Below are 17,307 nucleotides of genomic sequence, written 5' to 3' on the forward strand. Positions count from 1 at the left end.
TTGTATAAATATAGATAATAGCCTGAATATTAAAGTAAAACTTGAATTCAACAAGGGAAATTATGTAAGTAAAAATAATTTTAGATATAAAAAAGTGATCAACCGAAGTTGATCACTTTATTGAGAGATAATATTTACATCAAGATATTACGGCGTCCCGGTTAAACGCAATGTAATACCTGACGAACTCGAATAACCATAAATATCTAGGTACCAAACGCCTGATTGAGGAGCATCAAAAGTACATACCTCAATATTGTTACTTCCATTTGAACGACACCCATAGCTTGCTCGAGTTGATTCTTTGCCATGCGTAACATAGAGATCAGCATCACCAGAACCACCATCGATCGTTACCGTAATTTTCGAATAACCAGATGGCAATGTACGCGTGTACCGTGCCCAACCACCACGAGAAACTGAAATATTACTAGCCGATTCATTAATTGGTTCTAATGATGGCGTACCTCCACCACTCAAGTCGTAGTTACCCGTTAAACTTAGGTTACTAAATGTGGAGTAGGCACTCACTAGGACATAGTAAGTTCCTGCGCCTCCAGTCATATCACAAGACTCGTTTGAGCTAGAAGACTCAGAACGACAGTCGTAAGTAGTTGTGGTTGGAACAGAACCGCGAGATACATAAAGATCCGCATCACCGTTTGAGCCAGCGATAGAGAAATTAATGTTTGAAGCGCCGCTTGGAACTTCCATCTTATACGTTAACGTATTGCGCGTTGATGCAGATAAACCTGTGACAGACTGACCTTTAGTTATGGTTGGAATTTCAGATGGCGAAGTTGGACAGCTACCCACACCTACTGCACACCACGCTTTTTCTACTGCGACTTTCGCATCTTCACCATAGAGGTCTTGCGCAGCTTGCGCACTTCCCACTCGTGCTTGTGCGAAGTTAGTCGATTCATTAAAATACGTCGTTAATGCTCGATAGAAAATCTTTTGAGATTTGTCTAAACCAAGTTTAGGCACGACAACAGCAGTTTTATTACGAGGGTGAGTCCCACCATCAACCAATAATACAAATGCAAGATTGCCTATACCCGAATTCAAGTGAACCCCGCCACGATCACCGGTACCTGTATAACGTTCAGGATAGTAATCGCGAGATTGATTATCTAGCGTTGGGTTATTCATATAACGCATTGCATCACCATCAATATTTGGGGTGTAAGCTTCTTGCGCTAGCAACCACGAAGGCTGTGAAGAACCACGATGCCATGCATCAGCAGCGACACCAAAAATATCAGCCATTGCTTCATTAAGTGCACCAGATTCATTCAAATAGGTTAAATTTGCTGTGAATTGAACAACACCATGAGTTAGCTCGTGACCGACGATGTCCAATGACTGAGTCAAATCACCAAATTGATTTCCGTCACCATCACCGTAAAACATTTGGTTTTTATACCAAGCAGCGTTGTTCCAGTTATGATTGGCGTGCACACTAGAAACCATAGTCATATCATTATTATTAATACCATTGCGATTGTGGACAGCTTTAAAATAATCATACACTGTTGACGCACCATCATGAGCACGTTGCGCTGAAGCGTCACCACATTGTTGGTTGGTAGTACACAACAAACGTCCAGAGGTATTAGTGCGCTCAGGATCGCGATTTTCCATGTCATAAGTATGAATAGTTTTAACATGCATCACCTGCGGGTGACGAATCAATTCACGACCATTCTTCACGTTATAGAAGATCCAATCATGCTCAAAGTGATCGTCTTGTGTGTATGTCACTTCAACTTTCCATGCCAGCTTTGTTTTTCCACGTTCAGGTAAATAAACATAGGCAAGCTCTGGCTCACCGACGATATCACCTACGAGCTCAGCGCGTTTTAACGCACGCTTTAATCCACGAGGCTTTACTTTCTTAGCTTGTTTTTGAGTCAGCGTTTTAAATTCAGACTCTTCTTCAATATATGACTCATCATCAAACTCAGTTTGAGTCGCGAGGTTTCCGCTTACAGCGTAAATTGTGCCCTCGTCATTTTCACCAGTTAGTCTGACACCTGAGAAATCATCCTCAGAATGAATTGTCATACTCGCACCATAAACAGGAAGATTATTTAACTGTTGTGATAGTTGCGTGTGAGTTTTACCGAGCGCATCTTTCCAGTGACGTCGAACGACAAACTCTTCGTTCCCCTGCGCTTGATAGGCGGTCTGCTGTTTGATAAAGCGTTTGAGTGCTTGTTTTGCTGTTTTTTTATCAACTTTGCCAAAGTTACCCTGTGCAAATTGCACGATGCCAGTTTCACTTTCAGTGATAATGGTTTCAGTTGCGAAAGTTGTCGTTGACATGGCTGCAAATAATGCCCCCGCAATCGCAGTTTTTACCATAAATTTATCTTTATTCATTAGATGTCCTTTAAAAGATAGTAAATGTAGTTTGTCGCTATAATTGTTATTACCCTTGGCGACGGCCACAAATTATCACCTTTTCAAGTACACACAAGTTATTATGTAACAAAATGATACATTTATTACATGAATTAAACATTGATATAACCTTTTGATATTAAATATATAAATAGCACAACATCATAAATAAACTAGATGAACATACGTAGTTGCTCCGATTAACACAAGCACAAACCAGCACTTAAGTACCAATAAATCTAAAATTTAGTTATAAAATACTATTTATTAAGTTCAATTTATTATATTTCAGATGGTTAAAATCCATCACACACAATATTGTATACAAAATGCACAACAATAAAAAAGCGCTGTAGTCGGGATTAACAGTAGTATTAAAGAGAATGCGATTTATTTTCAAAAATATTTAAGAAAATGTAAAAAAAGTGAGCTGTTTGATATTTTGGCAAATATAAGATAAGGAGACTTAAGGAAGTCTTTTGGTAGGCGCTTAAATAAATCAAAGAATGATAATAGCCACCCTTAAAAAGAGTGGCTAAATCAATTATTTTAGAAAAGTAAGCTGTACTTTAGGGGCTAAATCATCGTTGAGATCCATATAGGATACTATAACAAGTTTACTAGTTACTGGAGCGTTGCTCGAATTAGAACTGACCATTACGTTTACTAATACCCGACTTTCACAGCCAGCAAATCCACACAAACTATCGAGCGGCATTTGATGAAATATCACTTGATTAGTTGGAGTTTCAAGAGCCCGTTTAATATATGAAGCTACATCAGGTTGGGTCTTAACAGCATTTATCACCTTATTGTCTTTTGCATTACAAACGCCTGACATCATTAGTGCGGCGAGCAACATAATTCTCTTCAAATCAATTCCCCCGTTCAAAAAGCTATAAGAAAAATCCAATAACCTATTAATTTTTATAATTATTTCAACGTAACACTTTCCTTAGATTATTACAACTTTGGCCAGTTCCACTGTTTTATAAACGCCATTTCTTTCAACCAGTTCGAAACTCCATCATTTGCCCAACTCGGCTCAACCGTAAAATGATAAAATTTGTCATCTAACTTAAACGATAATTGCCACGCATGCAGCATGCCTATTGGTTGTTGATTATTAGGATAATAACGCTCGTCACCAATAATGGGCGCGCCGATGCTTTTCATAGCAACGCGCAATTGATGGGTTTTTCCAGTATGAGGTTTAAGCAAATAACCTCGAATACCCGGCGCAATGCTGTAACTAAAAAACTGCGTCACTGCTGGGTTGTCATTCGACTTTAATAATAAGTAGCTGCCATTACGTCCTTTTTTCATATCTCCTTTAATAAGACCCTGCTTCTTTTTCGGTTTTTTATCAGACACCGCGAGATAGTATTTTTCTATTTGGCGCGTTGCAAAGAGTTCACCAAACTGCGCTGCTACTTCGCTCGATTTCGCCAAAATCAATAAGCCACTGGTCATTTTATCTAATCGATGCACGGGAAATAATGATTCACCTCCTCGATCATGACTAACCTGCGCGACAATTCCAGCCTGATTGTCACTACTGTGAAAATCGACATTAGCCGCTTTATTGATCACTAAAAATGACGCTAAATCTGCGACAACTGAATAACTTTTCGATTCTTGATTCACTACGATTCCCTAATGACTTAAAAAATATGGGGGATTTAACGCGATCTAGCGTAATTACTATTGCACTTTTACAAAACAGCAAATAACATTAATGATAATTATTTTTATTTGCATAATCTTGATTGCAGATTATGCGCGGATCGTAAAAGGGTCATCGCACAATGGAAAACTCTACTCAATTACACACAGCGATGTACTCCGCCAGTGTCAAATATAAACGCCTTTTTCTGCCAGCAATTATCTGCGCCTTACTTACGGTACCTTCATTACGCGATATCATTCTTGGTTCATTGGCGGATGCGTTTTTGCAAGTGACTATTTTCGTTGCCGCAACCCTTTGTGTCTACTATTTTCTACTAGAGCGCTTCCCACAGTTAGAACTTAGTTACGTTCGGCAGCACTACCCCACGCTAGAAACACCACTAGCCGCATTACTTGGTGCATTACCCGGCTGTGGCGGCGCTATTATCGTTGTCACTCAATTTACAAAAGGCCAAGCGAGCTTTGGCAGCGTAGTTGCTGTGCTTACGGCAACAATGGGGGATGCAGCATTCTTATTACTAGCCACTAAACCACTAGAAGGCCTTGTTATTTTATCGATGGGTTTGGTGATAGGTACAATAAGCGGTTATATCGTCAATGCCATTCACGATGTCAATTATTTAAAACCTGATGTGTCATCACAAGCGCAATGTTGCCACCAGCAAGCACCTCAAATTACTCAGCGTATCGGTCGACGTTTTTGGTTAGTTGCCTTTGTTCCATGTTTAATTGTCAGCTTATTATTAGCAGGACAATTCGATTTTGAAGCTGCGGTTGCCGGCAGCGAAACCGTCATTACCTATGTAGGTGCTGTAGGTGCTTTAGTTGTGTTAGTGCTATGGGCACTATCGTCGTCTGGTAAAAGCTATCAAGACGTAACCAGTGAAGATGAACCGAACAAGCCCTACTCTAAAATCTACAAAGTCATGCAAGATACTCACTTTGTAACGGCTTGGGTTATTGCCGCCTTCGTGCTTTATGAGGTATTAGTGGCGCAATTTGGACTGGACTTAAAAACTTGGTTTGCTCATTACGCGGTATTAGCGCCATTGGTTGGTGTAGTAATTGGTTTGTTACCGGGCTGTGGCCCACAAATTCTTGTGACGACTCTGTATATTAACGGCATTGTGCCCTTTAGCGCCTTGGCCGCCAATGCGATATCAAATGATGGCGATGCCCTTTTCCCTGCTATTGCATTAGCACCAAAAGCGGCGATGGTAGCAACGCTGTACTCAGCTATTCCAGCACTGCTTGTGGGATATGGGATTTACTGGTTGATGTAAGACAAGCTCTATAATGCTGTCCTACACGAAGCTTCCATTCATCATCATGGTGGCGAGGAGCAGCACATTTAGTATAGCGATAAGATATAAAATCTTTGAGTTTTTAACGCTATAAAATGAATAAAAAAATCCAGCCAAGTTACCTTGGCTGGATTTTTATTTAAGCACTTAATCGTTTAGTAAAACTAAACCTTAGCGTGCAGTTCTTGTACCGAGCTTACCGACGCGCGATCGTCGGCTAGGATAGAGTCACAAGTTGCCAGTGCTGCATTCATGGTTGTGGTGTAAGCCACTTTGTAACGCAGTGCGCCAGCACGTAATTTTCGTGAATCTTCAATCGCTTGACGACCTTCGGTAGTGTTTACGATGTACTCGTATTCACCGTTGGTAATGCGGTCTAGGATGTGCGGACGACCTTCGCTTACTTTATTCACTAAGCGAGGGTTAATGCCTGCTTCACCGAGTACCACACAAGTACCGTGAGTAGCGTCTAACTCGTAGCCTAAATCTAACAGTTTTTGTGCTAGCTGAGCTACGCGGCCTTTGTCGCTTTGACGTACAGAGATAAGCGCGCGGCCTTTCTTAGGTACATTAGACTTAGCGCCAAGCTGTGCTTTCGCGTAAGCTTCAGCGAAAGTTTCGCCAACACCCATAACCTCACCCGTTGAACGCATTTCTGGGCCTAAAATTGGGTCAGCACCGTGGAACTTGTTAAACGGCAATACTACTTCTTTTACTGAGTAGTATGGCGGTACAACTTCTTTAGTAAAGCCAAGTTCTTTCAGTGTTTTACCAGCCATAACCTTAGCGGCAATCTTAGCCAGTGGTACACCTGTCGCTTTAGATACGAAAGGTACAGTACGTGCAGCGCGTGGGTTAACTTCAATCATGTAGATAACGCCATCTTTAACCGCAAACTGAGTGTTCATTAGACCGATAACGCCTAATTCAAGGGCTAGGCTGCGAACGTATTCACGTAGCTTGTCTTGAATGTCTTGCGACAGCGTGTATGGCGGCAGAGAACAACCTGAGTCACCAGAGTGAACACCTGCTTCTTCGATGTGCTCCATGATGCCACCAACAACAACGTCAGTGCCGTCACAAACTGCGTCAACGTCAACTTCTGTTGCGTTATCTAGGAAACGGTCAAGTAAGATTGGTGAGTCGTTAGAAACACTTACTGCGGCGCTCATGTAGCGACGTAAATCTTGCTCGTCATAAACGATTTCCATTGCGCGGCCACCAAGAACGTAAGATGGACGAACAACCAATGGGAAGCCGATGTTAGCTGATTCAGCAATCGCTTCTTCGGTGCTGCTTACCGTGTTATTAGTCGGTTGCTGAATGCCTAAACGCTCAATCATTTGCTGGAAACGCTCGCGATCTTCAGCGCGGTCAATCGCATCTGGTGAAGTACCGATGATTGGTACACCAGCCGCTTCCAAAGCACGTGCCAATTTCAGTGGCGTTTGACCACCGTACTGCACGATAACGCCTTTAGGCTTTTCGATGCGTACAATTTCGATAACATCTTCAAAGGTAATAGATTCGAAGTACAGACGATCTGAGGTGTCGTAATCGGTAGAAACTGTCTCAGGATTACAGTTAACCATGATGGTTTCATAACCTTCTTCACGCATCGCTAACGCGGCGTGTACACAACAGTAATCAAACTCGATACCTTGACCGATACGGTTAGGGCCACCGCCGATAATCATGATTTTTTCTTTATTAGAAACGTTGGCTTCACACTCTTCGTCATACGTCGAGTACATGTAAGCCGTATCTGATTTAAATTCCGCCGCACAGGTATCTACGCGCTTGTAAACCGGGTGAATTTCATTGCGCTCACGCAATTTACGAACTTCTGATTCAGCAACACCTAATACATCAGCAAGACGTGCATCGGCGAAACCTTTGCGTTTTAGTGAGCGTAAGTAATCAGCCGTTAGGTTGGCCATGCCACCTTCAGCTACTTTGTACTCTTCGTTTACGATATCTTGAATTTGTACTAAGAACCAACGATCAACACGAGTGATGTTAAATACTTCATCAAGCGTCATACCAAAGCGGAATGCATCGGCGATGTACCAAATGCGATCTGCACCAGCGTTAGTTAGCTCGTGTTTGATTTTGTTTAGCGCTTCAGTATCATCGCCATCAACGATAGGGTCAAAGCCGCTTACGCCAACTTCTAAGCCGCGCAATGCTTTTTGCATTGACTCTTGTTGGTTACGACCAATCGCCATTACCTCACCTACAGACTTCATCTGAGTGGTTAAGCGATCTTCAGAGCCTGCGAATTTCTCGAAGTTAAAACGTGGGATCTTAGTAACAACGTAATCGATTGATGGCTCGAACGATGCTGGAGTCGCGCCGCCAGTAATATCGTTTGATAACTCATCAAGCGTGTAACCGATAGCCAGTTTCGCTGCGATTTTCGCAATTGGGAAACCAGTCGCTTTAGACGCTAATGCAGAAGAGCGAGATACACGCGGGTTCATTTCGATGATTACCATGCGGCCAGTATTTGGACATTGACCGAACTGTACGTTCGAACCACCAGTTTCTACGCCAATCTCACGCAGAACAGCCATCGAGGCGTTACGCATGATTTGGTATTCTTTATCGGTCAATGTTTGCGCTGGAGCAACCGTAATAGAGTCACCTGTGTGAATGCCCATAGGGTCGAAGTTTTCAATCGCACACACGATGATACAGTTGTCGTTCTTATCGCGAACCACTTCCATCTCGTACTCTTTCCAACCGATTAACGACTCATCGATAAGCAGCTCGTTAGTTGGTGATAAATCAAGACCGCGAGTACAGATTTCTACGAATTCTTCAATGTTATATGCGATACCGCCACCTGTACCACCCATGGTGAACGATGGACGAATGATACATGGGAAGCCAACTTCTTTTTGTACTTTATGCGCTTCTTCCATCGAATGAGCAATACCAGCTTTTGGCGTCTCAAGGCCGATAGATTTCATGGCGATATCAAAGCGTTTGCGATCTTCCGCTTTATCGATAGCGTCAGCTGTCGCACCAATCATCTCAACATTGTACTTTTCTAAAACGCCTTTGCTTTCTAGCTCTAATGCACAGTTAAGGGCTGTTTGACCACCCATAGTCGGCAATACCGCACATGGACGCTCTTTTTCAATAATCTTTTCAACAACTTCCCAGTGAATTGGCTCGATGTATGTCGCATCCGCCATCTCTGGGTCAGTCATAATAGTTGCAGGGTTAGAGTTAACTAGAATAACTCGGTAACCTTCTTCTTTTAACGCTTTACACGCTTGTGCACCCGAGTAGTCAAACTCACAAGCCTGACCAATAACAATTGGGCCAGCGCCTAAAATTAGAATGCTTTTTATGTCGTTGCGTTTTGGCATAATTTGTAATTCCTATCTCGTTTCAGGCGTTATTTATTTGCTTTATAGCTTTCAATTAGCTCGATGAAATGATCGAACAGCGGCGCAGCATCGTGCGGACCAGGGCTAGCTTCTGGGTGGCCTTGGAAGCTAAACGCAGGCTTGTCTGTTAGATGAATACCTTGCAGTGAACCATCGAATAATGATTTATGGGTTGCTTTTACGTTGCTTGGTAGTGTCTCTTCATCAGCTGCGAAACCGTGGTTTTGCGCGGTAATCATCACGCGGCCGGTCTCTAGCTCTTGTACTGGGTGGTTGGCACCGTGATGACCAAACTTCATTTTTACGGTTTTTGCACCGCTCGCTAAGGCAAGAAGCTGGTGACCCAAACAAATACCAAACTGTGGAATATCCGTTTCTAAGAAAGCTTTGATAGCATCGATGGCATAAGTACATGGCTCAGGGTCGCCCGGGCCATTTGATAAGAAAATGCCATCAGGATTTAACGCTAATACTTCTTCGGCACTGGTTTGTGCAGGCACTACCGTTAAACGACAGCCGCGGTCAACTAACATGCGCATGATGTTATCTTTAATACCGAAATCATAAGCAACAACATGGTGCGGTAATTCTTCGCTTGGCGTTTCTGACGGTAAACCGCCAACTAACGACCAAGTTTTCTTAGCAAAGCTGTAAGACTCTTTCGTCGTTACTTCTTTCGCTAAGTCCATGCCCTTAAGGCCAGCAAACCCCTTCGCCATTTCTAATGCTTTAGCTTCATCGACATCGCCTGCCATAATGCAGCCAGCTTGTGCACCCTTTTCACGTAATACACGCGTCAAACGACGCGTATCGATATCAGCAATACCAACGATGCCGTTATCAGACAAGTAGTCAGTGAGTGTTTTTTCGTTGCGGAAGTTGCTAGTTAAAAGAGGAAGGTCACGGATGATAAGGCCACAGGCGTGAATTTGATTAGATTCTTCGTCTTGGGAATTGGTGCCGGTATTGCCGATGTGAGGGTAAGTGAGAGTAACGATTTGTCGTGCATAAGAAGGATCAGTCAAAATTTCTTGATAGCCTGTCATCGACGTATTGAAAACAACTTCTCCGACAGAATGTCCTACTGCACCTATTGATGTCCCCTTAAAGATAGAGCCATCTTCTAGTACTAATAAGGCGGAATTACTCAAAACAACCTCCAAAAGATAATAAAAACATTCACATAGATGAATGTTCGTTTTTGATAAAAAACGTTGAGTGCATTACTACTCAACCAAATTCGGCGTAGTATAGCCTAGCAGACATAACTAGTCCAGACTCAACCGTGAAAACATCCAACTAACTCAATAATCAGTATGAAAGCATTAAAATAGCAACAAACAAACCACTCCAATAGATAACAAGAGAAAGCACGAGCCACAAAAAAGACATAAATAACAACAACTTAAAGCAGACTCCATACAAATTAGCACTAGTGACAACTTCCTAACAAAACCTGCAAAAGAAGAGATATTCATAAAGAAAAGTTTTATTAGCGTATTTTAATTTAATAATTTCAACGGTTACTCAAAAAATTATCTATCTCTTGTACAAAAAGGTACCCAAAATGTTTAAGAGAATGACAAAAAACACCAATAACAAAGAGCACATATAAAAAACACCAAAAAACCACCATTTCACACAAAAACAACCATTTTCTATAAAAAAATCAACAAATTAAAACAAACAAAACAAATAAAACAAACAAAACAAACACTAAAAAACAAAAAGTAAATACGAGAAACCACTACGAATGCAACAATTTAAACATGCAATTTTACGTATTCATGAAAACGCGATGAGTTACATTAAGTTACATTTACAACTAATCATTTATTATTAATTTAAAGTAAATATATAATCTAAATAACTGTTATATAACTAATAAATATTTGAGAGAAATCTACGTCAATAAATTACCTCTTAAGTGTCATTGATTTTAAATATTCATATGTTAAAACTAACTTACATTTGATTACATTTAAGTGTATTCAGCTGGCCAATTGAATTAGGGTTAATTCAGTTAGATGAGAGCTTTAATAATGTTCTCACACAATCGATAAACATTGAGTAAATAAACCACCACAGGAACCAGTGTGGTACAACAAGGAAATAGATATGGCTTTATCTAAAAAAGTAGTTAAAAACGTAGCCTTAAGCTTAGTAACTGTCGCGGTACTAGCGGCGTGTCATTCAGGTAAAAAGGCGCGCACAGCTCCACCGACACCGACCCCACCACCTGCACCTACGCCAACTGAACAAGGTATAAAAGTTGCTGACGGCTATTTAAAAGGTGCTTTTGTATTTCTAGATGTTAATAAAAACTCAGCACATGACGATGGCGAGCCTTCAGGTACCACAGGTGATGGTGGTGTTGTAACATTGGATACTACTGGTATTGAAAACCCAAACACTTATCCTGTTATTGCAATAGCAACTAAAGCTAATACTATTGATGAAGATACCAATGCTGCAGTTGCGAAAGACTTTTCCTTGAGTTCGCCAGCTGGTAGTACCGTTGTTAATCCAATTACAACGCTTATTCAATCTAAAATAGCTGCTGCAGAAGCGGCAGGAGAAGAGTTATCACTAGATGCTGCTATTGCCGAAGTTGTTCAAGAACTTGATCTTGGCGATGCCACCAATGAACAAATGCTTGGTGATTATCTTGAAGATAAAGCCGATAACGCCTTTAAAGAAAAGATTCACGCTATTGCTCGAAGTATTGTTCAATTGCTTCCTGAAGATGCGGCGCAATTAGCGTCAGATATCGCAGAGTTAGGCGATGAGTTTAAAGCAATCTCGCAGGCGATAACCGATGCAATAGCGGCGGGTGGCGATCCTGACAAAATAACTGTAGTTATTGAAGACGGTGGCAAAGTTGACGTAAAAATTCCAGAAGTAGAAGATGCTAAAATGTTCGTTGCTGACGTTCGTGACTGGGGTACAACTATTGCTGATGGATTTGATGCGCCAGCTAATGCTTTTGCCGACAAAGCTGATGCAGCAGAAATGCTAATTGATACCCATGTCGACGAACTAATGGAGCTTGGCAGCGAAGTATTAATGGTTGTTGAAGATGCAATGGAAGAAGGCAACTTGGAAGATCTTGCTCTAGCTGATTTTGACGGCGCAGCTGAAGGCGGCACTGTAACAGTATCAGATATCGTTGAAACTGATACGTCAATGAAGGGTAAAGTTGAATTAGATCTTATGTTTGGTACTGACAAAGTTAAGATGATGATTGAGATTGACGCTGGTCCAGTGGCAGAATCAACCAAATCTAATGGCAGCCTAATGTTTAGTGCAATGCTAGCCAATGAAGACGCATCACTTGAACTAAGCGAAGGTAAATTCATGGTTAAAGGCGTACAGCTTGCTGACGGTGATACCGAAGAAAGCTTTGCTGATGCAACGGTTGAACTAAACGCAATGCTAAAAGCGAACAGCCTAAAAACTGACACAGGTATGTTTACTGGTCACGTTGGTGCTGCGGGTAAGTGGATGGAACTTGAAGATGGAACTGGTGGAACGTTAATTCCATCTTCGTTATCTTTTGGCGGTTCATTTGGCGATGGCGATGAAGTTTTTGACGCTTCGCTAATGATTACCTCTACAGGCGACTACGAAGTAGCAGCAGACGGCGATGTAATCGAAACTGAAGAAAACTATGTCGATGTCAAAGCTACTTTATCTGTTGACGTTGCAATGGAAGATTTTGACGGTGCCAAAGCAGAAATCACCATAGAGCGTACATCAGTTGATGATGGCACTATCCAAATCATGTTGATGGATGGTGACGATGCTCGTAAAGTTGTTCTTTCTGGCAGCACGGACGATGCTACTGGCCAAATCAAAGCAACTAATGCTGATGGCAGCGTTATGGTAACGATTAAAACTGAAGGTGTTAAAGATGGCGACGACGTTGGTCAAGTTATCATTGGCGCCAAAATTGTTGGTACTATTTCGCTAGTTGGCAACGTTCATAAAATCAAATACATCGACGGTAGCTTCGAAACATTATTCTAAAATAGTGTTTTACTAACCAACGCCAAGCCAGTGCATCTTGCACTGGCTTTATTGTTTAATATCATTCATCTTTCCAGCAGTATCCTATGCAAAAAAAATATATATTGAGCGCAGTAAGTATGGCGCTATTTTCGGTGTCGGCATTAGCAGATAACCAATGGCGTTTCGAAACCAGCTTATCGAGTTATAGCAACAGTGAAGTCATGTCCATCAAAGCACTCGCTGACGATACTTGGGACGGAAAATATCAAGACGCAGATTCACTCTTTACCACCAACCGTGCAGATATGGGGGTTGGTTATGGAAACTGGTTATTTGGTGGTGCTATACGCTATGACTATTTTGGCCACTTTACCAAAGACACAGGACGTTTTTTCTATCTCGATAAAAACAAGCTACCTCAACCTGACAACACAGATTTAGATATTCTATTAGATGTAGAGCACACTTATGCTAGTGGTCCTTTCATCGAATATAGCAACAGCTATCAATCACTAGATTATCGTATTCGTCTTAATTATTGGCAGAGCGATCAGGTTTTATCCGGAAAAGTTCACGGTAAAGTCAATACAGCTACTAATGAGCTGTACCTTGGCCAGTTAGATTTTGATTATTACTATGACGAAGACACTATTTTTGACCGTGAAACTCCTGATACCATGTACGGTGACGGTTATAGCCTAGATATCGGATTATTTTGGCAAATCGATCCAGAATTTGACGTGTCACTTGATGTGATGGATATCGGCTACTCTTTAAATTGGGATCGCGTTTACCACACGGAAGCGAAACTCATTCGCGGCGAAGCGAAAAAGAACAGCGAGCCGAGTTTAAGTGGAATTGAAAATGATCTCGACTACAAACAAAAGTTCGACAGTCAAATATTCCTGCAGGCTGGCTATCAAACCGATTATGGTCGCGCATTTATTGGCAACGACTATATCAATAGTACACATCACTGGTATTCGGGTTTTCAAGTGCCAGTGTTTGGCGACTTAGCCAAAGCCTCTATTACCCTCTATCCAGAGACAAAAGCTATAAAATTAGGCCTTGAAGGGGAAATGATTGGAATTAATTTAGGCCTTAACAAGTCTAAAATTAGCGATACCAACACGCTTATTTTAAATATGTACTTTAAGTACTAATCCATCATTTTAGATCACCAATAAAAAAGCGGGTACTTCATACGAAATACCCGCTTTATTTTTATCAAGTTGTTACAAGGTTAACTTAGAACTTGTAACGAGCCGTTAAACTAACGCGACGTGGCGTTTGGTAGTTGATTGGCGCTTTGAAGTTCGGGTTTGGCGTAGATGCTGTACCTGAACCAATTTCAGCAGTTTCAACATACTCAGTAACTTCTTGGAAGTTGAAGATGTTGCGAACGTCAACTTTTAGTGTTAAACCTTCGATTGCAGCTGGCTTGTAGCTTAAGCCAACATCAACATTTTTAGTCCAAGGTGTACGACCTTCGTCACCACGGTTAGTTAACTCGCCGTTACAGTAGTAAGAAGATGCGCCGTAACCAGATAGGTTGCTGTAATCAACACCTAGTGCTTCGCGGTTAGCTTCTAATGGTACAAAACCTTGACAGCTAACTGGACGACCAGAAGCAATAGTCATGTTTGCAGAAACAGACACTTCGTCGTTTAACTGGTAAGCACCGAACACTTTAACAGTGTGACGACGATCATTTGGTAATGGACCGTAAGCACCGTGTTGGAATAATGCGTTATCGATGTCTTGCGTTAAACCAGCATCTTCTTGCTCGTTAGTAGAGTTTACGTAACCTTCAGAGTTACCAACGCTCTTAGCTAGCGTGTAAGACGCTTTTAAGTACCAGTCATCGTTCATTGGACGCTCAGCAGTCAACTCAAGCGCTTTATATTTACGCTTGTAGCTTTCTAGACCGAAGTAGTCTTTTGGTACTACTGTTGTTACGTACTCGCCGTTGTCTTCAAGATCCATCGCCAGTGACACATCACGACCAGGGTTCATGATGAAACAATCAGCTAGTGAATGATAATCGAAGTTGTCGTAACCTTTGTCTTTGGCAAAGTCGATGAATGGTTGGTGTGAACAGTAGTCATCCATACCATCTTTTACTTCACGGTAAACAATCTTAGCGCCAACAGTCCAATCTTCTAATTCTTGTTGGTAACCAAGAATTAACTCATCTTGGTACATAGGATCAAGATCGGTAACAGCGATAGTGCGTGAATCAGGTGCATTCTTAGAACCACTTACTAATGTATCACCTAACTGTGCACCTAGTTTGTCTGGTGCAGAAGTAGTTGGGTTCTCATCTGCGCTATCTACCAAGAAGTACTCTTCGATTGAGTATTCGATACCAGAAGCACGGATGTTAGTGTTTGATGCAACAGGAATGTAGTAACGACCTAAAGTACCAAATACTTTATGAGTACCTTCACCGCCCATGTCCCATGCGAAACCTAGACGTGGAGCGATTAAATCATCAGCTTTTACGAATACTTCACCTTGGCTGTTACGGTTTTCAAAACCTTCAGCACGTAAACCTAGGTAAACCATCCACTCGTCGTTAACCTGCCAGTTGTCTTCAATGTAGAACGCAGTGTTTTCAACTTCGAAGCTACCAGAAACAGTGTTACGCTGTCTGTGACGGATGTAATCTTGGCCTTCAGGAACAACAACACCGTTTACAGTCTTGCCTGTGCCACGATGCCAGCGCCAGTAATCACCACCAGAGAATTCAGTACCACGGCGTGTTGAAGTGAATTTCTCAGTGTCGTAACCAATCTTGATTGCGTGATCATCAAATGCATATTCAACGCTGAAACGTAGTGATTCACGCTTATCTTCGTCTGGCGCAAAGTTTGGATCAGGACGGTAGTACTGGTTCTCAGTAATACCCCAACAACCAATGCGTTGTGAACTTGTTGGCGTTTCACGACGGTCATATACTAATGGACAATCTGCGCCTGGGCCGATATCAGGGTTGCGCGCAGCTAGTGTGCTGTTCATTTCGCCCCAAAGTACGCTTGCAGTTAAGTCGTCTGTTAAGAAACCTGTGTAGTTTACGATTGAAACATCGCCACCAGATTTGATGCTGTATTCTTCACCAGCTTCACCGTGCTCACTACCGTAACGTACATCACCTTCATAAGCGTAAGGTGTATAGTCGTTTTCTTTTTCGTTATCGATGTGAGTCACTTCAAGTAAGTGATTGTCATTGATGTGCCAATCTAACTTAACTAAGAACATCGGCGAAGTGTTTTCGCGCTTCGTGCTCGTTTGGCTGCCGAAAGTCTCAACCTTATCTTTTGTACCTTCGAATAAACCGAAGAAGAACAGCTTATCTTCAACTAATGGACCAGACGCATAAACGTTGTAAGACATGTAGTCGTATTTGTTCGCTGAACGATAGCGAATATAACGATCTTTATATGTCAATTCTGGATTTACAGACAGTGCATCAGTACCATCTTCACGTAACGCAGCAGGCGTCATGTAAATTGCACCACCACCAGTCCATTCGTTCGTACCGCGCTTAGTTACTAAGTTAACAACACCGCCTAAAGAACGTCCATACTCAGCGCCGTAACCACCAGTCTTAACCTGCTGTTGAGAAACAGCATCGTAAGGTAGAGCAGCGAAAGAGGTAAAGTTACGAATGTTAGTGACATCGAAACCGTTAATGAAGTAACCGTTTTCTGCAACAGAAGAACCGCCGAAAGACGCTAGGTTACCGAAACCTGAGTCACCGCCAGTTGTACCAGGTGCTAATAGAGCAACACTTGTTAAATCACGAGCAACAGGTAATAGTTCGATTTGCTCAGCGGTAAATACAGACGTTGATTCAGCCGATGATGTATCGATTGTCGCCAGTTGACGGCCAACGATTTCAATGGCTTCTACATTAGTGAAATCAACTGAACTACCAGTACCGATAGTTACAGTGACATTGTTAGTGCGTGAACCGTTAGAAACGGTGTAGTTACCAGTAGGAAGCTTTGGAAAGTTAAAGCGACCGTTTTCACCAATCACTACTGAACGCGTGAAGCCTGTTGCTGGGTTCTTGATAGTTACCGTTTTGCCTTCCATCGCGCGGCCATAAATCGAACCACTTGAGTTATCAGCAAATGCTGGCATTGACATGCCTAGCGAAACAGTAACAGCCATTGCCGTTAGAGAACGCTTAAATACATTAGAGTTCATACATCTCTCTCTGTTTATAGTTTTTTGTAGTTAGAAAAAGTAATTACTTTTTTCCCGCTGCTGAAACTATCACCGCAGTCTAGCAGCTGCAATGCAGCACTTTTAACAACAATGAAACATAAAACATTGATATAACGTAAAAACAGCAACTTAATTTTCAACAGATAATTAACATGCAGTTTAACTGCATAAAAACCCATCAAAAAGCCATTCGACCGCTCAAAAAAAGATCATTACATAACAAAAACAAATGAAACACATTAGATACAATCGCAACA

General features: G+C 41.8%; 9 protein-coding genes. 3 read left to right on the plus strand and 6 right to left on the minus strand.

The window, feature by feature from the left end; all coding sequences use genetic code 11:
* Positions 1-147: 147 nt before the first annotated feature.
* The 3 genes from MHM98_RS11585 to MHM98_RS11595 all read right to left on the minus strand — a co-directional run bounded on the left by MHM98_RS11585 (position 148) and on the right by MHM98_RS11595 (position 4,056).
* A complete protein-coding gene (locus MHM98_RS11585) occupies positions 148-2,388 on the minus strand; it encodes a M4 family metallopeptidase (protein ID WP_239439436.1) in 2,241 nt (746 codons plus the stop codon).
* Positions 2,389-2,953: 565 nt separating this feature from the next.
* Positions 2,954-3,283, minus strand: a complete 330-nt coding sequence (locus tag MHM98_RS11590) for a hypothetical protein (protein ID WP_239439438.1) — start codon at positions 3,281-3,283, stop codon at positions 2,954-2,956.
* An 89-nt stretch (positions 3,284-3,372) separates the two neighbouring features.
* Entirely contained in the window at positions 3,373-4,056 is a 684-nt protein-coding gene (locus tag MHM98_RS11595) for a TIGR01621 family pseudouridine synthase (protein WP_239439440.1), read from the minus strand.
* Between the two features lie 161 nt (positions 4,057-4,217).
* Between MHM98_RS11595 and MHM98_RS11600 the strand changes: the two genes are divergently transcribed.
* The gene (locus MHM98_RS11600) at positions 4,218-5,381 is read left to right on the plus strand and encodes a putative manganese transporter (RefSeq protein ID WP_239439442.1); all 1,164 of its coding nucleotides are present in this window, start codon (positions 4,218-4,220) and stop codon (positions 5,379-5,381) included.
* Positions 5,382-5,566: 185 nt separating this feature from the next.
* On the opposite strand, the gene carB is transcribed toward MHM98_RS11600, so the two are convergent.
* Together carB and carA are read right to left on the minus strand one after the other, a co-directional pair.
* A complete protein-coding gene (gene carB / locus MHM98_RS11605) occupies positions 5,567-8,782 on the minus strand; it encodes a carbamoyl-phosphate synthase large subunit (RefSeq protein ID WP_239439443.1) in 3,216 nt (1,071 codons plus the stop codon).
* Positions 8,783-8,811: 29 nt separating this feature from the next.
* Entirely contained in the window at positions 8,812-9,966 is a 1,155-nt protein-coding gene (carA, locus tag MHM98_RS11610; protein ID WP_239439444.1) for a glutamine-hydrolyzing carbamoyl-phosphate synthase small subunit, read from the minus strand.
* 955 nt (positions 9,967-10,921) lie between these two features.
* Here carA and MHM98_RS11615 point away from each other — a divergent pair.
* Both MHM98_RS11615 and MHM98_RS11620 read left to right on the plus strand, forming a co-directional pair.
* Positions 10,922-12,832, plus strand: a complete 1,911-nt coding sequence (locus MHM98_RS11615; RefSeq protein ID WP_239439445.1) for a hypothetical protein — start codon at positions 10,922-10,924, stop codon at positions 12,830-12,832.
* Positions 12,833-12,918: 86 nt separating this feature from the next.
* A complete protein-coding gene (locus tag MHM98_RS11620) occupies positions 12,919-13,977 on the plus strand; it encodes a hypothetical protein (RefSeq protein ID WP_239439446.1) in 1,059 nt (352 codons plus the stop codon).
* An 85-nt stretch (positions 13,978-14,062) separates the two neighbouring features.
* Here MHM98_RS11620 and MHM98_RS11625 read toward each other — a convergent pair whose 3' ends face one another.
* Positions 14,063-17,029, minus strand: coding sequence for a TonB-dependent receptor (locus MHM98_RS11625; protein WP_239439447.1), 2,967 nt, complete (start codon positions 17,027-17,029; stop codon positions 14,063-14,065).
* Positions 17,030-17,307 lie beyond the last annotated feature (278 nt).

It is taken from the genome of Psychrobium sp. MM17-31, assembly GCF_022347785.1.
In the GTDB taxonomy this organism is placed as follows: domain Bacteria; phylum Pseudomonadota; class Gammaproteobacteria; order Enterobacterales; family Psychrobiaceae; genus Psychrobium.